The organism is Mesorhizobium sp. LNJC394B00, assembly GCF_000502555.1.
GTDB lineage: Bacteria > Pseudomonadota > Alphaproteobacteria > Rhizobiales > Rhizobiaceae > Mesorhizobium.
This window is the reverse complement of record NZ_AYWH01000002.1, coordinates 1,894,303-1,918,945: the sequence shown is the minus strand read 5'-3', so window position 1 is coordinate 1,918,945 and position 24,643 is coordinate 1,894,303. Positions and strand designations below refer to the sequence as shown.

Sequence of the window (24,643 nt, the reverse complement as noted above, 5' to 3'; positions counted from 1 at the left end):
GTGCGGCGACTTTAGCGATGCGCGGCGAGCGGCACCACATTGTTCGGCTGCTTGGCGCTGGACGCCAGGAAGCGCTTGATGTTGCGCGCCGCCTGCCGGATCCGGTGCTCGTTCTCGACCAGCGCGATGCGGACGTGATCGTCGCCATGCTCGCCAAAGCCGATGCCCGGCGCCACCGCCACGTCGGCGTGCTCGATCAGGAGCTTGGAAAACTCAAGCGAGCCGAGATGCTTGAACGGCTCCGGGATCGGCGCCCAGGCGAACATCGAGGCAGCCGGTGCCGGAATGGTCCAGCCGGCGCGGCTGAAGGCATCGACCATGACGTCGCGGCGCTTCAAATAGACCTCGCGCACTTCGGCGATGTCGGCGCCGTCGCCATTCAGCGCATGCGCCGCCGCCACCTGGATCGGCGTGAAGGCGCCGTAATCGAGATAGGACTTCACCCGCGTCAACGCCGAGATCAGCCGCTCGTTGCCGACGGCAAAGCCCATGCGCCAGCCGGGCATGGAGAAGGTCTTCGACATCGAGGTGAACTCGACGCAGACATCGATGGCGCCCGGCACCTGCAGCACCGAAGGCGGCGGATTGCCGTCGAAATAGATCTCCGAATAGGCAAGGTCCGACAGGATGATGATGTCGTTCTTCTTGGCGAAGGCGACCACGTCCTTGTAGAAATCGAGCGAGGCGACCAGCGCCGTCGGGTTAGACGGATAGTTGAGGATCAATGCCAGTGGCTTCGGGATCGAATGACGGACACCGCGCTCGAGCGCCGGGATGAAGCCGTCATCCGGCTCGACCTGCAGCGAACGGATGACGCCGCCCGACATGATGAAGCCGAAAGCATGGATCGGATAGGTCGGGTTGGGGCACAGGATCACGTCGCCCGGCGCGGTGATCGCCTGCGCCATATTGGCGAAGCCTTCCTTCGAACCGAGCGTCGCCACCACCTGCGTGTCGGGATTGAGCTTCACGCCGAAACGGCGCTGATAATAGGCGGCCTGGGCGCGGCGCAGACCTGGGATGCCGCGCGAGGAGGAATAGCGATGCGTGCGCGGATCGCGCACCACTTCGCACAATTTGTCGACGATCGCCTTCGGAGTCGGCAGGTCGGGATTGCCCATGCCAAGGTCGATAATGTCGGCGCCGCGCGAACGGGCGCTGGCCTTCAGCCGGTTGACCTGCTCGAACACGTAGGGCGGAAGCCGGCGGACCTTGTGAAATTCTTCCATGTCAGTTCCAGACGATTTAAGATTGGCTTCAGCACAGTTGGTTTGGCTAGGCGCCCTTGGCAAAGACCGCTTTCGGCGCGCGATATAGCCTTATTTGCAGGTAGGGTCGAGGGCGGGATCGCATTTGGCTTCGATCTGCTTCAGCGTGTCCTTGCCATGGTTCTTCGCCAGCGAATTCAGCGCCGCCGGGCTGGTGGACGGGGCACCGCCGCCGCCCTTGGCCACTTGCCCCTGCTGTTCGCCCTTCAACTGGGCAAGCTTGGCCTGCGTCTCCTCAGGGGTGAGTTGCCTTGCCGCCACCTGCGGTGGGATGTTGAGATTGGGATAAGAGCCGGTGTCCTGCGCGCCCTGGGTCAGGCCGACATTCATCCCGTTGCCGGTGTTGGCGCTCGTGCAGCCACTTGCCGCCAGCAGCCCTGGCGCCAGACAGGCGATTGCAACCGCGATGCGGCAAAAGCGGCCTGCCCCCGAAAAAATGGTCTCGCCGGTGTTAATCGTCATATTGTTTTCCTGGCAGCCGGGGTACAGCGCATTGGACCCGGTCAGATGTCCCATGATAATATGTCAAGAAAACGCCTCGGGAGGAACCCCGCGAGCCATGTCCAAAACACCTGATTCGAGCAAAGCGGAAGATGATCAATCTTCGACCGTCGAGCAATATCTGGTGAAAGACCCGGAACGCTTCGCGTTGAACATGGCGCGCATGGTCGAGCAGGCCGGCAAAGCCGCCTCCGCCTGGGCCGAGCCGCGCGAAAAGGGCGAGGTGCGCGATCATGTCGCCGAACCCGTGGTCGACATGGTAAAAACCTTTTCCAAGCTCAGCGAATATTGGCTGGCCGACCCGCAACGCGCGCTGGAAGCGCAGACGCGACTGTTCGCCGGCTACATGACGGTCTGGGGCAACGCCATCCAGAAGGTTAGCCCGAATGCCGAGGCGCCCGAAGATGCGGTCAAGCCCGAGCGCGGCGACAAGCGTTTTCAAGACCCCGAATGGGGTCGCAACGCTTTCTTCGATTTCCTCAAACAGGCCTATCTCGTCACCTCGCGCTGGGCGGCCGACCTGGTCGAGCACGCCGAAGGCCTCGACGATCACACCCGCCATAAGGCCAGCTTCTACGTCAAGCAGGTGTCCAATGCCATCTCGCCGTCGAACTTCATCCTGACCAATCCGGAGCTGTTTCGAGAAACCGTCGCCTCGAATGGCGAAAACCTGGTGCGCGGCATGAAGATGCTGGCCGAAGACATCGCCGCCGGCAAGGGCGACCTGAAGCTGAGACAAGCTGACTATTCGCCCTTCGAGATCGGCAAGAACGTCGCGACATCTCCCGGCAAGGTGGTCGGGCGCAGCGATGTCGCCGAAATCATCCAGTACGATCCGACGACGGAGACGGTGCTCAAGCGCCCGCTGCTGATCTGCCCGCCCTGGATCAACAAGTTCTACATCCTCGATCTCAACCCGCAAAAGTCCTTCATCCGCTGGGCGATCGAGCAAGGCCATACCGTGTTCGTCATCTCCTGGATCAATCCCGACGAGCGGCACGGCGCCAAGGGCTGGGAAGCTTACATACGGGAAGGCCTGCAATACGGCCTCGACACGATCGAGAAGGCGACCGGCGAGAAAGAGGTCAACGCCATCGGCTATTGCGTCGGCGGCACGCTGCTGGCGGCCGCACTCGCACTGCTGGCACAGGAAGGCGACAACCGCATCAAATCGGCGACCTTCTTCACCACGCAGGTCGACTTCACCCATGCCGGCGACCTGAAAGTCTTCGTCGACGAGGACCAGGTGGCAGCGGTCGAGAAATCGATGAACGAAAAGGGCTACCTCGACGGCACCAAGATGGCGACCGCCTTCAACATGCTGCGCTCGGGCGACCTGATCTGGCCTTATGTCATCAACAATTACATGCGCGGCAAGGATCCCCTTCCCTTCGACCTGCTCTACTGGAACGCCGATTCCACCCGCATGGCGGCCGCCAACCACTCCTTCTACCTGCGCAACTGTTATCTCGAGAACAATCTGACTCGTGGCGTGATGGAACTCGCCGGCCGCACTGTGTCGCTGGCCGACGTCACCATCCCGGTCTACAACCTGGCGTCGAAGGAAGATCACATCGCGCCGGCCCTTTCGGTGTTTCTCGGCTCGCAATATTTCGGCGGCGACGTCGAGTTTGTGATGGCTGGTTCCGGCCACATTGCCGGTGTCGTCAACCCGCCGGCAGCCAAGAAATACCAGTACTGGACCGGCGGCAAACCGACGGGCGATTTTGGCCAGTGGCTCGCCTCGGCGGTGGAGCATCCCGGCTCCTGGTGGACGCACTGGCAGCACTGGATCGAAACCCAGGACGACACCCTCGTTCCGGCCCGCAAACCGGGCAAGAATATGAAAACCCTGGGTGATGCCCCCGGCACCTATGTGAAGGTCCGCGTGTAACGCCGGCACCTTTTGCAGGTGCCTGTGTGTAACGGAATGTAATGTCTGGTGAGTTGACGGGCCGGCAAAACGGGGCGAAATGGTGTCGTCAACCTTCAAGAAGCCTCAATTGGCCTCCAACCAGCAAATAATTCAGAGGCTTGCAGAATTGACACAAGTCTCGTTTCCGGTTTGGGAACACAAGGTTATTGGATGTGAACGTTTCGACGCCGCACCAATAGCAGGCCGACCGGACACCGAGGGGGAATCTAGTTTTGAAATCAGTAGGATCGCGTCTCGCGGGGAGAGAAGGTCGCACTATAGCGGCAGCGCTTTTCTCCGTGCTTCTGGCGTCCTGCACCTCCGCTGGCGACCCCACAATGTCCGCCGGCATGCCTGGCTACAACGCGACCGCTTCTGACATCGCCGCGGCTTCCGGCGCCAGCCCTGCGGCGCCGGGCGATTCGACCGTGCAGGTCACATCCACCGGGCCGCAGATGATGATGACGGCAGCGGGCGATGCGACACTGCCCGAGCAGGTCGCCTATGTGCCGGTGGCCAAGCCCGGCACCGGCTTCCCGGTCAATGTTCCCGCCGGCTCCGAAACCATTGTCGGCCAGACGCCGCAGTCGCTGCAGCAGTCAGCACAGACCGCGGCCGCAACGGACGCCGTGGCGCAGAAGATCGCCGCCGCCGATGCCGGCGTGACCGCACCGAAAGCGACGGCAGCGGCGCCCGCGACCAACGAGGTCTACGTGACCGCCGCGCCCCAGCAGATCGACACGCCGAAGAAGGGCTTCCTGGCCTCACTGTTCAGCACCACGCCAACCTCGGCGGCACCTGCTCCGCTGGTCAACTCGCGCTCGGGCGAACAGCCTGCGGTTGCTTCCCAGAAGGCCGCCCCGGCAAAGCCGATCATCACGCTAGCGTCAGCCAATTCCGCCGACAAGCCCTTGCAGCTTGCCTCGCTTGGCAACGAGAGCAACCACATCACCGGCAGCGATGCCTTGCCCGGCGTGCGCCAGACGGCGCTGTTCGAGATCAAGCGCAAATCCGGCCTCGACGACGAAAGCGACGTCGACCTGAACGAGGACGAGGGTTCGGGCGGCGCCTATCAGGTGGCCTCCGCCGCCGGCCTCGCCCGGCTGGCGCCCAATGGCCTGTTGAAGCAAAACGAGAGCGTCGACGTCGCCTGCCTGAAGCCGTCGCTGGTGCGTGTGCTGAAGACCATCGAAGGCCATTACGGCCGCAAGATGATGGTCACATCAGGCTACCGCGACCCGGCCCGCAACCGCCGCGCCAACGGCGCCAAGAATTCGCTGCACATGTATTGCGCCGCCGCCGACATCCAGGTTCCCGGCGTCTCGAAATGGGAACTGGCGAGCTACATCCGAACCATGCCCGGCCGCGGCGGCGTCGGCACCTACTGCCATACCGAATCCGTTCACGTCGACGTCGGCCCCGAGCGCGACTGGAACTGGCGCTGCCGCCGGCGGGGTTAGCATCCCCATTCGGCAAACGGGCCGAGGGGCCGTTAGCAGCCTGCCGTTTTTCCCGATTAGCTATCAGCGACGTTCGAGATTAGCCGAGGCACCCGCGACTTCGTCATCCTATGGCGAAGCAAGGCGCGCAGCGACGCAGCGCAGACCATAGGATGACGACTGCGCGGGGCGTTCAGGCTAATCTCGAAAGATGTGCAATGACGCGAGGGCAGAAAACCTGGGCTGGCTCACCAAACTGGCCCTTTTCGCCCCTCTTGAAAAAAGTTTCCGCATCTGGCGGCTGATGGGTTGCCGGTTGGCAACAACGCAATTATAAGCCGCTTCGTCTGAGCGCGCCCATCGTCTAGCGGTTAGGACACCGCCCTTTCACGGCGGTAACAGGGGTTCGATTCCCCTTGGGCGTACCAGATCTTTCAGGAAAACAAGAAGCCTCGCGGCAGCCGCCGAACTAGCAGCGGCTGGAACGGTGGCGCGGCGAATCGGTTGAAACGGCGAACAGCGGCTGTTTCCCTCGGCGCCTGCTCGCGGCAATCTCCGGCCACTCATCCCTGGTCGTGCGCCACCTGTGGCCAGCGCTGCAACGCCGCATGGCCGCCTTCGGTCAGCGCGTAGACGCCGCGCTCGGCCCTGGCGAACCAGCCATAGACATTGTCCAATAGGATGCTGGGGGCGCGCGGCGAAATCGCTTTCAGATCGCGCGGGCGTTTCGGCCCGTCGGTCATGGCTGCGGCGCAGGCCAGCGCATCCTGCCGGTAGGCGGTCATGATCGGCGCGCGCGAACCGCCGCCCACCACCGGGTCGCCGCGCCGGCGCCGGTGTTCCTCCATCAGCCGCGAGCGCCGCTTTGGATCGCGACGCGGCGGCAGAGCGGCCGGGCTGAGCAGCAATTCGACCTCCCCCTTGCCGCTGACAGCCAGAAGCCCGAAGCCGAGCCGCCGGCACAGCGCGCGAAAACGGCGGTCGTGCTCGCGGCCTTTGCCACGCGCCGACATGCGCGCGGCCAGCCACACTTCGTCGCATGCCGCGGCGCGATCGACACCTTGCAGCACCAGTTCGAGGTTGAACTGCAATTTCAGTTCGCAGATGACCAGCACAGGCGGCTCGCCGTCGCGCACCGCCACGATATCGCAGTGCCCGACTTCGCCCTTGACCGTGAATTCCAGGCTCTCGAGAAACCGCTTCACCGGGATGTAGAGAGACGTTTCCTGCATCGCGCAGGCATAGCCGATTCGGATCGGGTCGGCACAGGGATCGCCGAGAGGCCGACGCCTTGCGCTAAGCCGCCTTGAGACCCACTGTTTGCAAGGCGGCCGTCAGGCAGGTCTCCGGCATGATAGTCCCGCCATAGCGCTCGACGATTTCCTTGGCGATGACCGACGTCGCCAGGGCCGAGCGCGACCAGTATTTCATCGCCTGTCTCGCGTTCAACAAGGCGCTCGCCGTGGCTGGGACGGCACAATCGACAGCGTAAGACCCGAGATCCGTCGACGCCAAGACCGGTCCACGGTTGGCCACACAATGATGAGCGCGTGTGTTTTGAGGCTAAGGGCGGGTGCGCGTCCGGCGCTGCCCTGGTGCGGCATCGTCCGCCTTGAAATGCATCTCGTCCTGGACCGCGGCGAAAAACCGGCGGACATCGTTGGCCGCCGAAGCCGCATCGCAGCCGGCCGCGACCGCCTTGTCGAGGAGTTCGCGCGCCGTGGCCTTCCAGAACGACGTGGCCGTGTCGCCGTGCAGTCTGCCCAGCCTTGCGGCGACCTCGCGCACCAGCACGGTCTGCCGATCTAGCGGGAAGGTACGCACATTGGCTGAAGACATGTTCTGCACCATGAAACCGACGCAACGAATCAGACGCTGCTCTATGGCTCATGCCTAGCTGTGAAGTCGGAAACGGAACCTTAACGCCGCGGAGTCCGCGCCGATTGGAACGAGTCGGTTGGCCGGCCTCCAGGCCAAGCAGAACTCTAGACCCTCAGGCCCCTCGCCTCGCCGGCGCGCTTGGCCGTAACCATCATATCCCTGGCCAGCAGCCCACTGACCCGGCAAAACGCCATGAAGGCGCGCCAGGCGTCCTCAGTCTTGACCACATCCACCGTGGCCCCGAAGCAGGCATTGAACGCCGCTTCATAGACCTTGCCCTGTCGCTTCTTTGGCCAGTCATGCAGGATATCCAGCGCCTGTTCGACGCTGTATATTTCCTCTACCGGCAGCCCGGGCGCGGGCGCGATGCGCACCGGCACCTCGAATTGCAATCTGTCCATTCTATATCTCCCGAACTGGCGTCGACCACAGCAACGCCGTTCGTCGTCAAAAGTTGCTTTGGCTGCTTTTGCGCGAAAATGTGTCGTCAGTGCGATCTCGGCATTCGGAGGAGATCGCGCACCTGGATGTCATCTGAGCGGCCGCGCAAGCCAGGAATATCGCCAGTATCAGTCCATTGCCGGCAGTTCTTCCTTGAACCTTGCGGCTTGCAGTGCCAAATCTGGGGAAATTTTCTAACGGGCTGGTATGCGCCGCCCGCTTACAGGCAAACGGACACTATGGTCACCTATCTCGACGCCGCCACGGCACCCCTCAGGAACACCGGCCAGATCCGCCTCTACGGCGAAGAAGGATTTGCCGGCATGCGCAAGGCCTGCGATCTCACCGCGCGCTGCCTTGATGAACTGGTGCCGATGGTCCAGCCGGGTGTCACCACCGAGACCATCGACCGTTTCGTCTTCGAATTCGGCATGGACCAAGGCGCGTTACCGGCGACGCTCAACTACCGCGGCTACACCAAATCGTCCTGCACCTCGATCAACCACGTCGTCTGCCACGGCATTCCAGACAACAAGCCGTTGAAGGATGGCGACATCGTCAACATCGACGTCACCTACATCCTCGACGGCTGGCACGGCGATTCCTCGCGCATGTATCCCGTCGGCACCATCAAGCGCGCCGCCGAACGCCTGCTCGAAGTCACCCACGAGTGCCTGATGCGCGGCATCGCGGCGGTCCGGCCCGGCGCCCGCACCGGCGCCATCGGCGCCGCCATCCAGACCTATGCCGAGGCAGAGCGCTGCTCGGTGGTGCGCGATTTCTGCGGCCACGGCGTTGGCCAGCTGTTCCACGACGCACCCAACATCCTGCACTATGGCACCGCCTCGGAAGGCGTCGAGATGCGGCCGGGCATGATCTTCACCATCGAGCCCATGATCAATCTTGGCCGGCCGCATGTGAAAGTGCTGTCGGACGGCTGGACGGCGGTGACGCGCGACCGCTCGCTGTCGGCGCAGTACGAACACACGATCGGCGTCACCGAAACCGGCTGCGAGATTTTCACCCTGTCGCCAAACAAGCTCGACCGCCCCGGCCTGCCGGCGGTCAGCTGAAAACAAGATCGCCTCAAGCCGCGGCTTTGAGGCGCCGTCGCCGAAAAAACTCGACCGCGCGCTGCTTACCGCTCTAATCTGCCGTCGAAGCCTTCGGGGAGTGTGGGGGGTCGATGGGGAAGAGTGGCGACGACGAACGGGGGTTCTTCTCCGAGCGGTGGCTTGAACCGCCGGCGAAGGACAAGGCGCCCAAGGACAAACTGACCGAGACGCCACACTATCACGGCCATCGCGACCGTTTGCGCGAGCGCTTCGTTGCCGGCGGCGCAGACGCCCTGCCCGACTACGAGCTTCTCGAACTGCTGCTGTTTCGCCTGATCCCGCGCGTCGACACCAAGCCGATCGCCAAGGCGCTTTTGGCGCGCTTCGGCACTTTTGGCGAAGTGCTTGGCGCACCGGTGGCGCTGCTGCAGGAGGTGAAGGGCATCGGCCCCGCCGTGGCGGTCGACCTGAAGGTGATTGCCGCTGCCGCGCAGCGCATGGCGTGGACCGAGGTTCGCGACCGCGAGGTGCTGTCCAACTGGACGCAGCTTCTTGCGTACTGCCGCTCGGCGATGGCGTTCGAGAACCGCGAACATTTCCGCATCCTGTTCCTCGACAAGAAGAACGTGCTGATCGCCGACGAGGTACAGCAGGTCGGCACCGTGGACCACACGCCGGTCTATCCGCGCGAAGTGATCAAGCGCGCGCTCGAACTGTCGGCCAGCGCCGTCATCCTGGTGCATAACCACCCTTCAGGTGATCCGACACCATCGCGCGCGGACATCGAAATGACCAAGCAGATCATCGACAGCGCCAAGCCGCTCGGCATAGCCGTCCACGACCACATCATCATCGGCAAGAAAGGCAACGCCTCGATGAAGGGCCTGCTGCTGATCTGAGCCTGATGGGCGCCGGTGCCGTCATCCCAAACGCCACCGCTCGCGAGCCAATCAGCAACATTCCGCTTTGGCTCAAATGCCCACGCTTGCGGTGTAGAAGTGATATTGCGACGGAAGCGCCCGCTTCGGCGACAATGTGGTAGACCCGCGAATACGAAGCAGCCACAGCCATTGCAGGAGATCTATTCAATGACGCTCGAATGCATAAATCCAAATGATCTGCCGATTCCGGAAATGTACTCCCAGGTCGTCGTTGCGACAGGAAGCAAGCTGGTGTTCGTCTCGGGCCAGCAGCCAGAGGACATACACGGCAAGCTCGTTGGCCATGGTGATTTCGCAGTCCAGGCGCGCCTGGCGTTCGGGAATCTCGGCCGAGCGCTTGCTGCCGCCGGCGCTCGGCCCGAGCAAGTCTGCAAGATCACGATCTACATCGTCGATTACAAACGCGACGAACACGTGCCGATCATCGAAGCGGCCCAGATCGAGCTGTTCGGCGATCACAAGCCGGCAAACGTAGTGGTCGGGATAGCGGTGATGTCTCCCGGCTACCTGATAGAGATCGATGCGATCGCGGTCATCGACCCGTAGGCCAAGCGAGGACGCGTCAAGTCGCCCAAACAAATCCCGGAACTCGCTGCGAGATTGCCACGACCTTGATCTCTCCATCCATCCACGATCACATCGTCATCGGCAGGAATTGCGATGTCTCGATGAAGAGCCTGCTGCTCACCTGATCAACGTCGGAAAGAGGAAACACGCAATGCCCCAGCCCGGCGACGAACCATGGGCGTTCGACAAGCAACGCGCAGCCCTCCTGGTCATCGACATGCAAAGCGACTTCGTCGATGAGGGCGCCGTCATGGAAGTGGCCATGGCCCGCCATCGCATTCCGGCGATGCGGCAGGTGGTCGAGCTTTGCCGCGCGCAAGGCGTCCCGGTTATCTACACCCAGCATGTGCTCAGCGACCATTTCGATATCTCGCCGCTGGAAACCGGCTATCAGCCGAAGCTGAAAACCAAAGGAATGCGGGAAGGCAGCGCCGGCGCCGAAATCGTCGCCGCGCTTGCGCCCTTGCCTGGGGATGTCGTCATCAAGAAGCACCGCTACGATGCCTTCCACAACACGCAGCTCGAGACGGTGTTGCGCAACATCCGTGGCGCAGGCCGGGTCGACACGGTGATCATCATCGGCACCGTGACCAGCATCTGCTGCGAATCCACCGCGCGGAGCGCCTTCATGCGCGACTACAAGGTGGCTTTCATCAGCGACGCCAATGGCGGACTGGACGAGGCATCGCACAATGCAACCCTCGACATCATAGGCAAGGTGTTCGGGCGCGTGATGACGGTTGCCGAGCTTGGGAACCTGTTGCGGAGTTGAACCCCAGCGTCAGCTGGCGTGCGTCTCAAGCTCCGGCGCCGAGCCTGCCCTCAAGAAGGTCGCGCCGCTGCTGCAATTCGCCGGAGACGAATTTGGTGAAGGCGTGAACGCGCGCCGTGCGGCGCAAATCGTCGTGCACCAGCACCCACAGCGCCGAGCCGATCTCCTCGATCAGCCCTCCGACCCTTACAAGCCCGGGCAGGCTGTCGCCGAGATAACAGGGCAGCGGCGCAACCCCGATTCCGGCGCCCGCCGCATGCGACATCGTCACCAGGGAATCGGCGCGCATGGCGATCTCGACATCGGGCAGCGACGACCGCATCCAGCGGGCGACGCCGGTGTTGGCCAGGCTGTCGTCGGGCGCGATCCAGCGCAGCGCACCCAATCTCGGCTCCGGGGGTAGCGTTTCGGCATAGGAACGTGTCGCGTAGGCGGCGAAGGCGACGCCCGAAATGCGCCGGCCGACCAGGATTTCCTGCGGTTGCGACACCGGCCTGATCGCCACGTCTGCATCCCTTTGCGTCAGGTTGGCGATGGAATTCTGCGTCATCGCCTCGACCCGTATGCCGGGATGGAGCTTATGAAACGCCGCCAGGATCGGCGGCAGCACCGACGCCATCAGCGTATCGGTGGTGGTGACCCGCAACCTGCCTTCGAACCTGAGATCCTGCCCCGACAGTTTGCGCGCCAGTTCATTGACCGTCTCGGCCATTGTGCGTGCCGCGCCCAGCAGTTCCTCGCCGCCCGCGGTGAGGGCATAGCCAGTCGGCAGCCGATCGAAAAGGCGGATACCCAGCCGCGCCTCGAAGGCGTTGACGCGCCGCAGCACAGTCGTGTGGTTCACGCCCAGGATCCGAGCCGCCGCCGCCAGCGAAGCGCCATCGGCGACGGCCAGCACCATGCGCAGATCTTCCCAGTCGATATCGCGTGAGCTGTGCATTCTTGCAGAATGATAAAAGAAAGCGCTGCGCTCTGCGAGTCAAAATGACGCTTCGCTGTGCAAAAACGCAGAGCAAGCGGGCGAATCGGCATGTCGATCTGCGCATGCACGCACGCCATATGGAGTCCGACGACAAAAGAAACAGTCGCGGAGAAGAGCCATGACGCCGATAGAACTCTACACCTGCCAGACACCCAACGGGCACAAGGCCTCGATCATGCTGGAAGAGGTCGGCCTGCCCTACTCGGTCCGCTTGGTCGACATCGAAAGGGGCGACCAGACCAAGCCTGATTTCCTGGCGCTCAATCCCAACAACAAGATCCCGGTGATCGTCGACCGGGACGCCGGCCGCACGGTCTTCGAATCCGGCGCCATGCTGCACTACCTGGCGCGACGGTCGGGCAAGCTTCAGCCGGTGGGCGCGCAGGAGGCGGACGATACGCTGACCTGGACCTTGTTCCAGGCGGCCCATGTCGGCCCGACGCTTGGCCAATTGTGGAATTACAAAATCTTCGCGCCGGAAAAAATCCCTTACGTGATCGAGCGTTTTGAGCGCGAAACCGGACGCGTCTTCCGAGTGCTCAATAGCCGGCTCAAGAACTATGAGCACATCGTCGGCAAAAGCTACGGCATCGCCGATGTGATGACATGGCCATGGATCAACGCGGCCGTCACCAGGCTCGGCCTCAGCCTCGATGACGCGCCAGACCTGGCGCGTTGGTATGCCGCCATAGGCCGACGCTCCGCAGTTGTCAGAGGCATTGCCGTTCCCGCCCTGCCCGAAGCATCGGCTGCCGCTTAGATCATGAGGAGATTTGGTTGAAATCTCATCATGATCTAACCCTTTGTTGGAGCATGATCTTTTCCAAAAACCGGCACCCACTTTTTGGGATCATGCCCTAGCCGCCGCACCCCGCATTCAAGGAATACGATCGTGGAAATCCTCTTCATCCCTCTGGCGCTTGTCGCCGGTGGCCTGCTCGCAGTGCAGGCTGGCGCCAACGCCCAACTTTCAAAGGCGGTCGGCTCACCCTTTGCCGCGACCACGCTTCAGCTCGCGGTCGGCGCCATCGTGCTGTTGTCGATCACGGCCCTCACCGGAACGACACCGGCTCTGCTTGCCGTTCGGCAAGCCGAATGGTGGCATGCGATCGGCGGCATGGCTTCGGCCTTCTACGTCGTTTCGACCATTCTTCTGTTCCCTCGCCTTGGCGCCGTCGTGTCCGTCGGGCTCTTCATCGCTGGGCAGATGCTTGCATCCTTCGCCCTCGACACGTTCGGCTGGCTCGGGATCCCCGAAGCCGGACTGCGAGCCGGGCCTGCCTTCGGCATGCTCGTCTTGCTTGCCGGGGCTGCCCTCATCGTTCTGGGACAGAAGGGCGCGGCCGACAATACCGCATCCTCAAGACCAGGGTGGATCGGACTGGCGCTGCTGGCAGGCGCCGTGCTTCCGGTGCAAGGCGCTGTAAACGCCTTGCTTCGGCACGACCTTGGCGGCGCGCCGTTTGCGGTCGGCACCATCTCGTTCCTGGTGGCGATGCTGGCCATGGCCGCGGTGCTTCTGATCGCGCTTGCCCTGACGAAGACGCCCCGCCCTCGCCTCGCCGGCCTGTCGTCGATGCCCTGGTGGGGCTGGCTCGGAGGTTTTGCCGGCGCCACCTATGTCACGACCGTGTTCACCGCCATCCCCGTCATCGGAGCGGCAGCTGCCGTCAGCCTGACGGTGGCCGGCCAGCAGGTCGCCGGCATCTTCGTCGACACCTTCGGCTGGTTCCGCCTGCCGCAGCGGCTTGTCTCCGGCATGCGGCTCGCCGGCGTCGTGCTGCTTTTGGCCGGGTGCATCATCATCAAGGCGCTTTGATCCCGCTGGAACAAGGCAAGCCGAATCAAACCAGCCCCTGCCCTCCCTGATTTGGGGGGTCAGGTGTCGCTCCGGCGTCACCAACGAAGCAAGGTCCGGGCGCCGCAGAAGCAATTTTTCGCTCCTTCCACAACCGGCTCTAGAATTTCGATCGCAAATCACGCATGATGCACTTGGTATTTTCCCGGGACGGCTTCGCGCCCCCTGAAATACCGGGAGGAACGGGACATGCCCATAGTGGTTGTACTCGTTTTGATCGTCGTGGGCTCGGTGTTGTTCCACTTCCTGAGCCCATGGTGGTGGACTCCGATTGCCTCGAATTGGGACTATATCGACAACACCATCATCATCACCTTTTGGATTACCGGCGTCGTCTTCGCCGCAGTCGTCCTATTCATGGCCTATTGCGTTTTCCGCTTCCGTCACCGCGAAGGCAACCAGGCGGCCTACGAACCGGAGAACAAGCGGCTCGAATGGTGGCTGACGATCGTCACCGGAGTGGGTGTTACCGCCATGCTGGTTCCCGGCCTGTTTGTCTGGAGCCGGTTCGTCAACGTTCCAAGCGACGCAACCGTGGTCGAAGTCGTCGGCCAGCAATGGCAGTGGAGCTTCCGCTTGCCCGGCAAGGACGGCAAACTCGGCACATCCGACACCCGCGACGTCACCGCTGAAAATCCGCTGGGCGTGATCGCCAAGGATCCCAGCGGCCAGGACGACGTCGTGGTCGAAGCGGCCGACCTGCATCTGCCGGTCGGCAAGCCGGTCAAGATGCTGCTGCGCTCGATCGATGTGTTGCACGATTTCTACGTTCCGGAATTCCGCGCCAAGATGGACATGATACCGGGCTCGGTCACCTATTTCTGGTTCACCCCCACCAAGACCGGGACCTTCCAGGTTCTGTGCGCCGAACTGTGCGGCCAGGGGCACCCGATGATGCATGGCATCGTCATGGTCGATACCGAGCAGGACTATGTGGCCTGGCTCGACCAGCAGCAGACGTTCGCGCAGTTGTCGGCGCCGCAGCAGACGGGCTCGGTGGAACAGGCGCCGGGCAACGCGACGGCGTCAGCTCTAGAAGTTGCGGCAAAACTCGAAACTGTCGGGTCCCGCTGAAGGGCACGGAGGTGCTCCGCCTATGGTCGATATCACGCCTGCAGATGCCGTCCCGCCCGCCGAAGTCGCGGAAATGGAGCTTTACCATCCGCACAGCTGGTGGACGAAGTATGTCTTCTCGCAGGACGCCAAGGTCATTGCCATCCAGTATTCGGCGACCGCAACGGCCATCGGCCTGGTCGCGCTGGTGCTGTCCTGGCTGATGCGGCTGCAGCTCGGCTTCCCCGGCACGTTCGATTTCATCACCCCCGAGGCCTACTACCAGTTCATCACCATGCACGGCATGATCATGGTGATCTACCTGCTCACGGCACTCTTCCTCGGCGGCTTCGGCAACTACCTGATCCCGCTGATGGTCGGCGCCCGCGACATGGTCTTTCCCTATGTCAACATGCTGAGCTACTGGATCTACCTCCTTGCCGTGCTGGTGCTGGTGTCGAGCTTCTTTGCGCCCGGCGGACCGACCGGCGCCGGGTGGACGCTCTATCCGCCGCAAGCCATCATGACCGGCACACCTGGCGGCCAGGAATTGGGCATCATCCTGATGCTCGTTTCGCTGATCCTGTTCATCATCGGCTTCACCATGGGCGGTCTGAACTATGTCGTGACGGTGCTGCAGGCCCGCACGCGTGGCATGACGATGATGCGCCTGCCGCTGACCGTCTGGGGCATCTTCACCGCCACCGTCATGGCGCTGCTCGCCTTTCCGGCGCTGTTCGTCGCCTGCGTGATGATGCTGCTTGACCGCGCGCTTGGAACCTCCTTCTTCATGCCCGCAGTTGTCGAGATGGGGGAACAGCTACAGCACAATGGCGGCAGCCCGATCCTGTTCCAGCATCTGTTCTGGTTCTTCGGCCACCCGGAAGTCTACATCGTGGCGCTGCCGGCCTTCGGCATCGTCTCCGATCTGATCAGCACGCATGCGCGCAAGAACATTTTTGGCTACCGGATGATGGTCTGGGCCATCGTTGGCATCGGCGCGCTGAGCTTCGTGGTCTGGGCGCACCACATGTATGTCAGCGGCATGCACCCCTATTTCGGCTTCTTCTTCGCCACCACGACACTGATCATCGCCATCCCGACGGCGATCAAGGTCTACAATTGGGTGCTGACGCTGTGGCGGGGCGACATCCATCTCACCATACCGATGCTGTTTGCCATGGCTTTCATCGTCACCTTCGTCAATGGCGGGTTGACCGGGCTGTTTCTCGGCAACGTCGTCGTCGACGTCCCGCTGTCGGACACGATGTTCGTCGTCGCTCACTTCCATATGGTCATGGGTGTTGCTCCGATCGTCGTCATCTTCGGCGCGATCTACCACTGGTACCCGAAGGTCACCGGCCGGATGCTGAACGAGACGCTCGGCCGGTTCCATTTCTGGGTCACATTTCTCGGCGCCTACCTGATCTTCTTTCCCATGCATTACATCGGCCTGATGGGCGTGCCGCGGCGCTATGCCGAACTGACCGACGTGACGGTCATGACGGAGTCGGCGCATCACCTGAACTCGTTCATCAGCATCATGGCGTTTATCGTCGGCTTCGCCCAGATCGTTTTCCTGTTCAATCTTATCTGGAGCATCCGCCATGGGCGCGAGGCCGGTGGCAATCCATGGCGAGCCACGACACTCGAATGGCAAACGCCGCAGACGCCACCGGCGCATGGCAATTTCGGCAAGGATCTGCCGATCGTCTATCGCTGGGCCTATGACTACAGCGTGCCGGGCGCCAAGGAGGACTTCATTCCGCAAAACATGCCGGGCACGTTCGGCCCCTCCAGGGAGCCGGCATGAGCGTCATCCTGGTCTTCCTTCTCGTGATCGCCGGCTTTGCCGGCTGGTGGCTCTCGCATCAGCGGCTGATGGCGAAACCATGGCTCGAGCAAGGTGTGGCAGGAGATTTTGTCGCCTTCGACCGATCGAGCCTGCCGACCGCCAAGATTGGCCTCGGTGTCTTCCTCGCCGTGGTCGGCTGCCTGTTTGCGCTGTTCACCAGCGCCTACTTCATGCGTATGGCGCTGTCGGACTGGCAGCCGCTGCCCATCCCACGCCTGCTCTGGCTCAACACCGGCATGCTGGTGCTGAGCAGCGTTGCGCTGCAATGCGCCTCGATCGCGGCGCGCAAGCGCCAGATGGACACGGTCAGGCTCGGCCTTGCCGCGGCTGGGCTCACCGCGATCGCCTTCCTCATCGGGCAGTTCATGGCATGGCGGGACCTGACCGCCGATGGCTATTTTCTGGCCTCCAATCCGGCCAACAGTTTTTTCTATCTGATAACCGGGATGCACGGCCTGCATATAGTGGGAGGGCTGGTGGGCCTGGGCAGGACAACCGCCGGCGCCTGGAACGGGGCACGGCCGGAACGGCTTCGCCTCAGCGTCGAATTATGCGCCATGTACTGGCATTTCCTGCTTTTCGTCTGGCTCGCCATCTTCGCTCTTTTAGCCGGCTGGGCCGCGACGTTCATCGATATTTGCCGGCAGTTGCTGACCTAGGAGGTCGAGGAGCATGGCAGAAACGACACTGACGCATACCGGCCAAACGGAGACGCGGCCCGCAGGCTGGCAAGGCATCGCCGCCGACTGGTCCTCGGATCAGCGCGCGTTCAAGAACGTGTCCTGGGGCAAGGCCATGATGTGGATCTTCCTGCTCAGCGACACCTTCATCTTCGGCTGCTTCCTGCTCTCCTACATGACCGCGCGCGTCTCCACACGTGTGCCGTGGCCCAATCCGAGCGAGGTCTTTGCGCTTCGCATCGGCGGTTCGGACATTCCACTGATCCTGATTGCCATCATGACCTTCGTGCTGATATCGAGCAGCGGAACGATGGCCATGGCGGTCAATTTCGGCTATCGCCGCGACCGCCGCAAAACCGCAATCCTCATGCTTCTGACGGCAGCGCTAGGAGCCACCTTCGTCGGCATGCAAGCCTTCGAATGGACCAAGTTGATCACCGAAGGGGTACGGCCGTGGGGCAATCCCTGGGGCGCGGCACAATTCGGCTCGACTTTCTTCATGATCACCGGCTTCCACGGCACGCATGTGACGATCGGGGTGATCTTCCTCATCATCGTGGCGCGAAAGGTCTGGCGTGGAGACTACGACGTCGGTCGTCCCGGCTTCTTCACCAGCCGCAGGGGTCGCTACGAGAACGTCGAAATCATGGGGCTCTACTGGCATTTCGTCGACCTGGTCTGGGTGTTCATTTTCGCATTCTTCTACCTTTGGTGAGAGGCTGACATGGCTGAAGCAACCGCAAACGGCCTCGGGCAACACGCGCTGCACTCTGATCATGCGCATGAAGGGCCATCGACCGGCGTCGCGGAGGTTCATCAGGAACATCCGATCAAGCTCTATCTGGTGGTCTGGGCATGGCTGTTCATCCTCAGCGCCTGCTCCTACATGGTCGATTATCTCGGCATCCACGGCTATCTCAGATGGTCTCTGATCCTGATCTTCATGATCCTCAAGGCCGGGCTGATCGTCGCCGTGTTCATGCACATGGCCTGGGAGCGGCTGGCCCTGACCTATGCGATCATCCTGCCGCCGCTTCTGATATTGGTGTTCGTGGCGATGATGCTCTTCGAAGCGGACTACACGCTTCTCACCCGGTTGTCCTTCTTCGGACCGGGGCCCTGACGCACAGCTTCATCTCCGGTCAAAGACCGGAGATGAAGCTTCCCATCAGCTGATCTGCAGGGTCAGAGGCCGACCCGCGTCGGGGACGATGGCGGCTCCACAACCTTGCGGTAGACATGCCAGGTGGCGTGACCCAGGATCGGCAGCACGACCGCCAGCCCGGCAAACACCGGCAGCGAGCCTATGATCAGGGCGACGGCGACAATCAGTCCCCAGACAGCCATGGGGATCGGGTTCGCCAGCACCGCTCGCACCGATGTGTGGATGGCTTCGTAGGCGCCGACGTCGCGGTCGAGCAGCAATGGGAAGGCGACAACCGTCGTGCACAACACCACCGCGGCGAAGACGAAGCCGATGGCGTGCCCCAGGACAATCAGAGACCAGCCGCGTCCGGTGGCAAATATTTCATTGATGAAGCCCGAAATCGATACAGGCGGAGCCGGGCCGAAGAGATATTCGTAGAACACCTGCGCCGCCAAAAGCCAGGCGATGAAGATTGCAACCAGCATGATCCCGACTGCGGCGATGGCTGGCAGGGCCGGAGAATTCCTGACCTCGAAAGCGTGCGTCCAGGAGGTGTCGAGCCCGGCTTCTCGTCTGCGGCTGATCTCATAGAGGCCGATCGCCGCGAATGGACCTATCAGCGCAAAGCCGGACACCAGCGGAAACAACATCGGCAACGCATTGGCGCCCGAAGTCCAGGCAGCGAGCACCACGCCGACAAGCGGATAGATCAGGCAGAGAAAGACGATGTGCGACGGTTTGACCATAAAATCGTCAACACCGCGCTTGAGCGCATCGAATAGATCGGAAACGCTGATTTTTCGGATTTTGGTGTGTTCCAGCGTTTCGCTGGCGCCTGCAATCACGTGAAAACTTGTCATGCCCGTTCCTCCAGACCAGGTCCGGCAAGGTCGCGGTTTCACGGTGCTGCCGTTCTGCATGACTGGCCACGCGAACCGCGACCTGCACCGCAATCAATATACTCCATTGACTGGAGCTTGTCGCCCGTTCTTACAAAAGGCTCCCGGAAGGCGAGGTTTCCGAACACAGCGTCATGCCGTCACCCTCCGGCTGACATGAACGCGCGTATCGCGATGGTATCGGCAAGCAGCACGGCAAAGATCGCGAAAAGATAGAAGATCGAATAGGCAAACAGCGCCTTGGCCGGCTTCATCTCCTTGTCGAGGACGACCAGGGCGTTCCAGGCATGCCAGATGAAACCCGAGCCCAATGCAGCCGAAACAATCCCATAGACCCCGCTCGTGAATCCGAACGCCCAGGGCAGCACGCCGATTGGTGCCAGGAGCAGTGAATAGGCGAAGATCTGCCTTCTGGTCGAGGCCTGGCCGGCCACGTTCGGCATCATCGGGATGCCGGCAGCGGCATAGTCGCCGGCCTTGAACAGTGCGAGCGCCCAGAAATGCGGCGGCGTCCACAGGAAAATGATCAGGAACAGGATCAGGCTTTCAATGCCGATGGCGCCGGTGGCCGCTGCCCAGCCGATCATCGGAGGAAGCGCACCCGCCGCGCCGCCGATGACGATGTTCTGCGGCGTCGAGCGCTTCAGCCACATCGTATAGATGACGACGTAGAAAAAGATGGTGAAGGCCAGCAGTGACGCGGCAAGCCAGCCCACCAGCACGCCGAGCGTCATGACCGAAAGTGCGGAAAGCACCAGGCCGAAGCCGAGGGCTTCGCCCGCCGTGACGCGGCCCGACGGAACCGGCCGCTTTGACGTGCGCGACATCAGCGCGTCGATGTCGGCGTCGTACCACATGTTGAGCGCGCCGGCCGCTCCCGCTCCAACCGCAATCGCACCTATGGCGATCACGGCGATGACCGGGTTCATCGCGCCGGGCGCCACCATCAGACCGACGAAGGCGGTAAACACGGCAAGGGCCATGACCCGAGGCTTCAAGAGCGCAAAGAAATCACTGGCCGTCGCTTCCGAGAGGCGGACGCCGGTATCCTTGAGGCTTTCCTTGACCGACATTTGAGACGACCATCGATGGAAACCGGGCAGCCTAGAGCAATTCCAGGAAAGTGTATGGGGTTCCGCCCGGAATTGCGTAAGAACAAAGAGATCGAGCGGATCGCCGTTTCCGTGAAACGGTGAAACGCTCTGGCCGGCCGAAGAGCCAGGTTACGGGGAAAATTGCTTCAGATAGGCGATGACGTTGGCGACGTCCTCGTCCTTCTTGAGGCCGGGAAACGCCATCTTCGTCCCTTTGACCATTGCCTTGGGGTCGTGAAGATACGTCGTCAGTGTCGGCTCATCCCATTTGACGCCGGATGTGCCGGCCGCGATCATGGCTTCGGAATATTTAAAATCCGGATGCGTGCCGGCCGTCCGGCCGATAACGCCATGCAACGAAGGGCCTATCTTGTTGGTGTCTTGGTCTGCGACGTGGCAGACCTTGCATTTGGTGAAGACCTTCTCGCCCGCCGCGGCGTCCTGTGCCCGCGATGGATTGGCGATGAAAGTTGCAACGGAAACAACGGCGAAAAACGCAACCAAGCGCATGGCATTCCTCCCTGATCGTCAAATTTTCCTCAGACGGTCTGCACATGCCGGTAGCACCAGCATGCGCCCTGCACGGCAGAATAGATTCTCCGCTCCTCCCCAGATGGAATTGCGCCACCTGTGTACCACAGAATCTGGCCGGTAGGTAGAACAGGTCGACCGTACAAAGGTTCAGGTGGGCTGCGGTGGCTCAAGGCACATCCGCCACAACGAAAAAGGCCGCCTCGAGGGCGGCCTTTTCTGATCTTGTCGTCAGACGCTTATTCGGCGTCCTTGGCGGCCTTCTTCTTCGGGGCTGCCTTCTTCTTCGGCTCTTCCGCGTCGTCGGCCTTTTCAGCCTTGTCGGCCTTCTTGGCAGCGGCCTTCTTCGCCGGCTTGGCCTTGGCGGTATCGCCCTCTTCGTCGTCAGCCATCAGCTCTTCCTTGCTGACCTTGACGTCGGTGACCGAGATCTGGCTGAGCAGATGGTCGACGACCTTCTCCTCGAACATCGGCGCGCGCAGCGTGTTCAGGGCTTCCGGATTGCTGCGATAGAACTCGAAGGCTTCCTGCTGCTGGTTGGCCGGGTAGCGGCGCACCTGCTCGAACAGGCCGCGCTGCAGTTCCTCGTCGGAAACGGTGACGCCGGCCTTCTCGCCGATCTCGGCCAAAACCAGGCCGAGACGCACGCGGCGCTCGGCAAGCCGCAGATATTCGGCGCGTGCCTCTTCTTCCGTCGTCTCCTCGTCGGCGAAGGTACGGCCGGCGGCTTCGAGATCGCGGTTGACCTGGGTCCAGATGTTGTTGAACTCGGCATCGACGAGCTTCGACGGCGCCTCGAACGAATAGGCCGCGTCAAGCTGGTCGAGCAGCTGGCGCTTGACCTTCTGGCGGGTCATCGAACCGAACTGGTTCTCGATCTGGCCGCGCACCACGTCGCGCAGGCGCTCCAGCGATTCCAGGCCGAGGTTCTTGGCCATCTCGTCGTTGATTTCCAGCGCGCCGGGCTTGGACACTTCCTTGACGGTGACGTCGAAGGTGGCTTCCTTGCCGGCCAGATGCGCTGCCTGGTAGTTTTCCGGGAAAGTGACCGTGACCTGCTTCTCGTCGCCGGCCTTGGCGCCGATCAGCTGGTCCTCGAAGCCCGGGATGAATTCCTTGGAACCCAGAACCAGCGGCTGGTCGGTGCCGGCGCCGCCGGAAAAGGCCTCGCCGTCGATCTTGCCGAGATAGTCGATCAAAACGCGGTCGCCTTCGGCGGCCTTGCCGGTCTTCGGCTCGAAGCTGCGCGCCGATTCGGCAACGCGCTGGACCTGCTCGTCGATCTCGCTGTCCGGCACTTCGAATACCTGGCGCGTCACCTTGATGTCGGAGAAATCCTTGATCTCGATCGCCGGGATGACCTCGTAGTTGAGGCGGAATTCGAAGTCGGCGCCGCCGGCCAGGATCTTCTCGGCCTCTTTCTCATCTTCCGTCATGATCACTTCAGGTTGCATGGCGGCCTTTTCGCCGCGCCCCGTGATGATCGAACGGGTCGAATCGTTGAGGATCTCATTGACCACTTCGGCCATGAACGACTTGCCGTAGACCTTGCGCAAATGCTGCACAGGCACCTTGCCGGGACGGAAGCCGTTGATGCGGACCTTGTTCCTGGCGTCGGACAGCCGCGCCATCAGCTTGGCTTCCATATCACCGGCCGGCACGGTGATCTTGATCTCGCGCTTGAGACCGGAGTTGAGCGTTTCGGTGACCTGCATCGTAAAACCTTTATCTTCACCAAAGAGGCTGCCACGGCGTCTTGCCGTTCACAGCCTGCCGGTACAATCTTGCCGGGAATGGCTTTTGGTACGGAACCTGGCGATTTGACCGAAATTACGGCTCAAATTCTTCCAAACTGCGTTCCAAGATGTGAATAAGTTCTTGTTTTTCCTACTTCTTATCACATTCTGCAGAAGCGGATCGGCGCGTCCCGTCACATTTGACACGCCTTTTGTCACAGGCGAGGCCAATTTTCAACCATCTTCGCGTTGCAGCGAATGACCGCCCCAACGGCAGACATTTTCGCCCCGACATTGACAGAATGATGGCTACATGGGATTGCCGACAAATGCGGATGTGGCGGAACTGGTAGACGCCCTGGATTTAGGTTCCAGTGCCGAAAGGCGTGGGGGTTCGAGTCCCTTCATCCGCACCACCCTTCGCTCTATCGAGCTTCGGGTGGCAGGCCACCCAGGAGCTTGATAAAGCGAAGGGTGTCCTCCGAAGCCGTGGCGTAGGAGGACTGGCGGCGACGGCCTACACTTCAAACACTTGACCGGTAAACCACTCCGCCAATTTCGCCAGCTCCGGCCCCAGCACCCGGTCGGCGTCGACCGGCGGCACGATCTTCCTGATATCCGCGACAAAATCCTGCAATGCCGGCGGCGCGGCGCGTTCAGTCACGTACAGGGCCTGCGAGGCGATCATCGCCAGCATCGCCATTGCCGCATCGAGGCAGCGGCCGGCCGTCGCTTCCTTGGTCCAGGCGAAGAATGCGGTGGTGGCGACGTCGTCCTGGCCGGCGCCGGCCGATTCGGTGCCCGGAATGAAGGTGCGCTGCGCCGCGAGTTTGGCCTGTTCGAGATAGCCGGTGATCGCCATCGGGACATAGCCGACATTGCCATGGCCATCGCTGTCGGCCCAATGCCGCCCGGTCATCAACAGGTCGGGCAGCAGCGACACCTTGCCGTTCAGCAGCTTTGAGGCGTGCCGGTCGCAAAGCAGGCAGAGATCGGCCCAGATCGCCGCCAGATCGTCCAATGCCGGTGTCGCCATGGCATTGTGGTAGCCGCCGGTGGAGATGCAGCGTCCCAGCGGATGCGCATCGTCGGGCGGGATATAGACCGGATTGTCCGAGATCGAGGCCAGCGACACGGTCGCCGCCTGCTCGGCGCCCGCCAGCGCCCGATGCGCATGGCCGAGCACGCGCGGCACGATGCGGTAGCTGACCGGCGCCTGATAGTTGCGCCGGCCGTCGCCGGCGCCAACCAGGTATTGCCGCAACCCTTGCAAGGCGGCCGCTTCGTGCGCGTCGCCCCACAGCCCGTCGAGCGCGGCATCATAATGCTCGAGCGGCGCACGAAAGGCTTCGATCGACAGCGCAAACACCTTGTGCGCCATCGCGACGCGACGGCGTGCGGCAAGTGCTGCGTCCGCCACAAGGGCGGCAGCGCAGGGCGAGCCGTTGATCAGCGAGCCCCGCTCCTTCACTTCGAGCTCCAGGCCAGCGGTAAGCGCGGCAAACAGCGGATAGAGCGCCAGGATCTCGCCGGCGCCGCCCTGCCCCTGCGACGACACCACCGGCATCGGTCCACCGTCGAGCATCGCCGCAACGGCTAGCGCGATGCGCGGCGTGGTGGCGGCATTGCCTTCGATGAAATTGGTCAGCCGTGCCAGCACGATCGCCCTGACGACGCGCTCAGGCAATGGCTCACCGAACGATGTGGCGGCGGCATACGCCTTGATGCGCGCATGGCGGTCGCGCTCGTCAAGTTCGAGCTTGCGGCTTGCCAGCTCGCCCATGGCGGTGGTGACGCCGTAGATGACCGGCGGCGGATCGGACTCAATGAGTTTCAGGAACGAGGCGCGGCATTCGGCAATGCGTTGCAAGGCCTTGTCGCCGATTTCGACCGTGTCGTTTCTCCAGGCGACGCGCAAAACGGCATCGAGATTGATATCTTCGCGCGTCGTCACCGTAATCGGCATTGTCTTCGCCCGTCTGGTTTGCATGAAGGCGAAGCGATCGATCGCTGCCGAAATCCATGCCC

The 24,643-nt window shown here is 62.2% G+C and carries 25 protein-coding genes and 2 tRNA genes; 15 read left to right on the top strand and 12 right to left on the bottom strand.

Features of this window, described 5'->3' with window-relative positions; translation table 11 throughout:
* Positions 1–11 precede the first annotated feature (11 nt).
* Positions 12–1,229, bottom strand: a complete 1,218-nt coding sequence (locus X751_RS150675; RefSeq protein WP_023681615.1) for an LL-diaminopimelate aminotransferase — start codon at positions 1,227–1,229, stop codon at positions 12–14.
* Between the two features lie 90 nt (positions 1,230–1,319).
* A complete protein-coding gene (locus tag X751_RS150680; RefSeq protein WP_023744797.1) occupies positions 1,320–1,730 on the bottom strand; it encodes a hypothetical protein in 411 nt (136 codons plus the stop codon).
* A 97-nt stretch (positions 1,731–1,827) separates the two neighbouring features.
* Here X751_RS150680 and phaC point away from each other — a divergent pair, with 97 nt between their 5' ends.
* The 3 genes from phaC (at position 1,828) to X751_RS150695 (ending at position 5,551) form a co-directional block, all read left to right on the top strand.
* On the top strand, positions 1,828–3,663 hold the full coding sequence (phaC, locus tag X751_RS150685; protein ID WP_023744796.1) for a class I poly(R)-hydroxyalkanoic acid synthase: 1,836 nt from the start codon (positions 1,828–1,830) through the stop codon (positions 3,661–3,663).
* A 359-nt stretch (positions 3,664–4,022) separates the two neighbouring features.
* The gene (locus X751_RS150690; RefSeq protein ID WP_245265759.1) at positions 4,023–5,144 is read left to right on the top strand and encodes a YcbK family protein; all 1,122 of its coding nucleotides are present in this window, start codon (positions 4,023–4,025) and stop codon (positions 5,142–5,144) included.
* Between the two features lie 332 nt (positions 5,145–5,476).
* Positions 5,477–5,551: transfer RNA gene (locus X751_RS150695), tRNA-Glu, on the top strand.
* 135 nt (positions 5,552–5,686) lie between these two features.
* Here the strand turns inward: X751_RS150695 and X751_RS150700 are convergent.
* From X751_RS150700 to X751_RS150710, 4 genes are all read right to left on the bottom strand, one after another.
* Entirely contained in the window at positions 5,687–6,355 is a 669-nt protein-coding gene (locus X751_RS150700) for a DUF2161 family putative PD-(D/E)XK-type phosphodiesterase (protein ID WP_023705981.1), read from the bottom strand.
* A gap of 64 nt (positions 6,356–6,419) precedes the next feature.
* Positions 6,420–6,572, bottom strand: a complete 153-nt coding sequence (locus X751_RS1000000166975; protein ID WP_155923531.1) for a hypothetical protein — start codon at positions 6,570–6,572, stop codon at positions 6,420–6,422.
* 114 nt (positions 6,573–6,686) lie between these two features.
* Positions 6,687–6,962 (bottom strand): DUF6074 family protein, encoded by a 276-nt coding sequence (locus X751_RS150705; RefSeq protein ID WP_023681621.1) that lies wholly within the window; start codon positions 6,960–6,962, stop codon positions 6,687–6,689.
* A gap of 146 nt (positions 6,963–7,108) precedes the next feature.
* The gene (locus X751_RS150710) at positions 7,109–7,405 is read right to left on the bottom strand and encodes a DUF982 domain-containing protein (RefSeq protein ID WP_023667653.1); all 297 of its coding nucleotides are present in this window, start codon (positions 7,403–7,405) and stop codon (positions 7,109–7,111) included.
* Between the two features lie 279 nt (positions 7,406–7,684).
* Here X751_RS150710 and map point away from each other — a divergent pair, with 279 nt between their 5' ends.
* From map to X751_RS1000000165620, 4 genes are all read left to right on the top strand, one after another.
* Entirely contained in the window at positions 7,685–8,518 is an 834-nt protein-coding gene (gene map / locus X751_RS150715) for a type I methionyl aminopeptidase (RefSeq protein WP_023744793.1), read from the top strand.
* 113 nt (positions 8,519–8,631) lie between these two features.
* A complete protein-coding gene (radC, locus tag X751_RS150720) occupies positions 8,632–9,399 on the top strand; it encodes a DNA repair protein RadC (RefSeq protein ID WP_023744792.1) in 768 nt (255 codons plus the stop codon).
* A gap of 189 nt (positions 9,400–9,588) precedes the next feature.
* On the top strand, positions 9,589–9,987 hold the full coding sequence (locus X751_RS150725; RefSeq protein ID WP_023681625.1) for a RidA family protein: 399 nt from the start codon (positions 9,589–9,591) through the stop codon (positions 9,985–9,987).
* Between the two features lie 172 nt (positions 9,988–10,159).
* Complete coding sequence (locus tag X751_RS1000000165620) at positions 10,160–10,780, top strand: isochorismatase family cysteine hydrolase (protein ID WP_198022440.1); 621 nt, start codon at positions 10,160–10,162, stop codon at positions 10,778–10,780.
* Positions 10,781–10,805: 25 nt separating this feature from the next.
* Here X751_RS1000000165620 and X751_RS150735 read toward each other — a convergent pair whose 3' ends face one another.
* Positions 10,806–11,720, bottom strand: coding sequence for a LysR family transcriptional regulator (locus tag X751_RS150735; protein WP_023744789.1), 915 nt, complete (start codon positions 11,718–11,720; stop codon positions 10,806–10,808).
* A 160-nt stretch (positions 11,721–11,880) separates the two neighbouring features.
* Here X751_RS150735 and X751_RS150740 point away from each other — a divergent pair, with 160 nt between their 5' ends.
* From X751_RS150740 to X751_RS150770, 7 genes are all read left to right on the top strand, one after another.
* Positions 11,881–12,522 (top strand): glutathione S-transferase N-terminal domain-containing protein, encoded by a 642-nt coding sequence (locus tag X751_RS150740; RefSeq protein ID WP_031247081.1) that lies wholly within the window; start codon positions 11,881–11,883, stop codon positions 12,520–12,522.
* A gap of 132 nt (positions 12,523–12,654) precedes the next feature.
* Complete coding sequence (locus tag X751_RS150745) at positions 12,655–13,581, top strand: DMT family transporter (protein ID WP_023705987.1); 927 nt, start codon at positions 12,655–12,657, stop codon at positions 13,579–13,581.
* Between the two features lie 228 nt (positions 13,582–13,809).
* Positions 13,810–14,694, top strand: a complete 885-nt coding sequence (locus tag X751_RS150750; protein WP_023667661.1) for a cytochrome c oxidase subunit II — start codon at positions 13,810–13,812, stop codon at positions 14,692–14,694.
* A 22-nt stretch (positions 14,695–14,716) separates the two neighbouring features.
* The gene (gene ctaD, locus X751_RS150755; RefSeq protein WP_023744787.1) at positions 14,717–16,486 is read left to right on the top strand and encodes a cytochrome c oxidase subunit I; all 1,770 of its coding nucleotides are present in this window, start codon (positions 14,717–14,719) and stop codon (positions 16,484–16,486) included.
* On the top strand, positions 16,483–17,187 hold the full coding sequence (locus X751_RS150760; protein WP_023744786.1) for a cytochrome c oxidase subunit 3: 705 nt from the start codon (positions 16,483–16,485) through the stop codon (positions 17,185–17,187). Before ctaD ends, X751_RS150760 begins: the two co-directional genes overlap by 4 nt.
* A gap of 13 nt (positions 17,188–17,200) precedes the next feature.
* Entirely contained in the window at positions 17,201–17,923 is a 723-nt protein-coding gene (locus X751_RS150765) for a heme-copper oxidase subunit III family protein (protein WP_023667664.1), read from the top strand.
* Positions 17,924–17,932: 9 nt separating this feature from the next.
* A complete protein-coding gene (locus X751_RS150770; RefSeq protein ID WP_023667665.1) occupies positions 17,933–18,331 on the top strand; it encodes a cytochrome C oxidase subunit IV family protein in 399 nt (132 codons plus the stop codon).
* Positions 18,332–18,393: 62 nt separating this feature from the next.
* On the opposite strand, the gene X751_RS150775 is transcribed toward X751_RS150770, so the two are convergent.
* The 4 genes from X751_RS150775 to tig form a co-directional block, all read right to left on the bottom strand.
* Positions 18,394–19,215 carry a DUF2189 domain-containing protein gene (locus tag X751_RS150775; protein ID WP_023667666.1) on the bottom strand — a complete coding sequence of 274 codons (822 nt, stop codon included), beginning with the start codon at positions 19,213–19,215 and terminating at the stop codon, positions 18,394–18,396.
* Between the two features lie 179 nt (positions 19,216–19,394).
* Positions 19,395–20,327 (bottom strand): heme o synthase, encoded by a 933-nt coding sequence (locus X751_RS150780; protein WP_023667667.1) that lies wholly within the window; start codon positions 20,325–20,327, stop codon positions 19,395–19,397.
* A gap of 150 nt (positions 20,328–20,477) precedes the next feature.
* Complete coding sequence (locus X751_RS150785) at positions 20,478–20,858, bottom strand: cytochrome c family protein (protein WP_023667668.1); 381 nt, start codon at positions 20,856–20,858, stop codon at positions 20,478–20,480.
* A gap of 260 nt (positions 20,859–21,118) precedes the next feature.
* Positions 21,119–22,594 (bottom strand): trigger factor, encoded by a 1,476-nt coding sequence (gene tig / locus X751_RS150790; protein WP_023697608.1) that lies wholly within the window; start codon positions 22,592–22,594, stop codon positions 21,119–21,121.
* 352 nt (positions 22,595–22,946) lie between these two features.
* Here tig and X751_RS150795 point away from each other — a divergent pair.
* Positions 22,947–23,031 (top strand) — tRNA-Leu (locus X751_RS150795).
* Positions 23,032–23,132: 101 nt separating this feature from the next.
* On the opposite strand, the gene X751_RS150800 is transcribed toward X751_RS150795, so the two are convergent.
* The gene (locus X751_RS150800) at positions 23,133–24,581 is read right to left on the bottom strand and encodes an aromatic amino acid lyase (protein WP_023744785.1); all 1,449 of its coding nucleotides are present in this window, start codon (positions 24,579–24,581) and stop codon (positions 23,133–23,135) included.
* Positions 24,582–24,643 lie beyond the last annotated feature (62 nt).

What these genes read in the sequence shown, in the direction of transcription:
- X751_RS150675 (WP_023681615.1), bottom strand. Translation starts at nt 1,229, where the DNA reads ATGGAAGAATTTCACAAGGTCCGCCGGCTTCCGCCCTACGTGTTCGAG.
- X751_RS150680 (WP_023744797.1), bottom strand. Translation starts at nt 1,730, where the DNA reads ATGACGATTAACACCGGCGAGACCATTTTTTCGGGGGCAGGCCGCTTT.
- phaC (WP_023744796.1), top strand. Translation starts at nt 1,828, where the DNA reads ATGTCCAAAACACCTGATTCGAGCAAAGCGGAAGATGATCAATCTTCG.
- X751_RS150690 (WP_245265759.1), top strand. Translation starts at nt 4,023, where the DNA reads ATGTCCGCCGGCATGCCTGGCTACAACGCGACCGCTTCTGACATCGCC.
- X751_RS150700 (WP_023705981.1), bottom strand. Translation starts at nt 6,355, where the DNA reads ATGCAGGAAACGTCTCTCTACATCCCGGTGAAGCGGTTTCTCGAGAGC.
- X751_RS150705 (WP_023681621.1), bottom strand. Translation starts at nt 6,962, where the DNA reads ATGTCTTCAGCCAATGTGCGTACCTTCCCGCTAGATCGGCAGACCGTG.
- X751_RS150710 (WP_023667653.1), bottom strand. Translation starts at nt 7,405, where the DNA reads ATGGACAGATTGCAATTCGAGGTGCCGGTGCGCATCGCGCCCGCGCCC.
- map (WP_023744793.1), top strand. Translation starts at nt 7,685, where the DNA reads ATGGTCACCTATCTCGACGCCGCCACGGCACCCCTCAGGAACACCGGC.
- radC (WP_023744792.1), top strand. Translation starts at nt 8,632, where the DNA reads ATGGGGAAGAGTGGCGACGACGAACGGGGGTTCTTCTCCGAGCGGTGG.
- X751_RS150725 (WP_023681625.1), top strand. Translation starts at nt 9,589, where the DNA reads ATGACGCTCGAATGCATAAATCCAAATGATCTGCCGATTCCGGAAATG.
- X751_RS1000000165620 (WP_198022440.1), top strand. Translation starts at nt 10,160, where the DNA reads ATGCCCCAGCCCGGCGACGAACCATGGGCGTTCGACAAGCAACGCGCA.
- X751_RS150735 (WP_023744789.1), bottom strand. Translation starts at nt 11,720, where the DNA reads ATGCACAGCTCACGCGATATCGACTGGGAAGATCTGCGCATGGTGCTG.
- X751_RS150740 (WP_031247081.1), top strand. Translation starts at nt 11,881, where the DNA reads ATGACGCCGATAGAACTCTACACCTGCCAGACACCCAACGGGCACAAG.
- X751_RS150750 (WP_023667661.1), top strand. Translation starts at nt 13,810, where the DNA reads ATGCCCATAGTGGTTGTACTCGTTTTGATCGTCGTGGGCTCGGTGTTG.
- ctaD (WP_023744787.1), top strand. Translation starts at nt 14,717, where the DNA reads ATGGTCGATATCACGCCTGCAGATGCCGTCCCGCCCGCCGAAGTCGCG.
- X751_RS150760 (WP_023744786.1), top strand. Translation starts at nt 16,483, where the DNA reads ATGAGCGTCATCCTGGTCTTCCTTCTCGTGATCGCCGGCTTTGCCGGC.
- X751_RS150765 (WP_023667664.1), top strand. Translation starts at nt 17,201, where the DNA reads ATGGCAGAAACGACACTGACGCATACCGGCCAAACGGAGACGCGGCCC.
- X751_RS150770 (WP_023667665.1), top strand. Translation starts at nt 17,933, where the DNA reads ATGGCTGAAGCAACCGCAAACGGCCTCGGGCAACACGCGCTGCACTCT.
- X751_RS150775 (WP_023667666.1), bottom strand. Translation starts at nt 19,215, where the DNA reads ATGACAAGTTTTCACGTGATTGCAGGCGCCAGCGAAACGCTGGAACAC.
- X751_RS150780 (WP_023667667.1), bottom strand. Translation starts at nt 20,327, where the DNA reads ATGTCGGTCAAGGAAAGCCTCAAGGATACCGGCGTCCGCCTCTCGGAA.
- X751_RS150785 (WP_023667668.1), bottom strand. Translation starts at nt 20,858, where the DNA reads ATGCGCTTGGTTGCGTTTTTCGCCGTTGTTTCCGTTGCAACTTTCATC.
- tig (WP_023697608.1), bottom strand. Translation starts at nt 22,594, where the DNA reads ATGCAGGTCACCGAAACGCTCAACTCCGGTCTCAAGCGCGAGATCAAG.
- X751_RS150800 (WP_023744785.1), bottom strand. Translation starts at nt 24,581, where the DNA reads ATGCCGATTACGGTGACGACGCGCGAAGATATCAATCTCGATGCCGTT.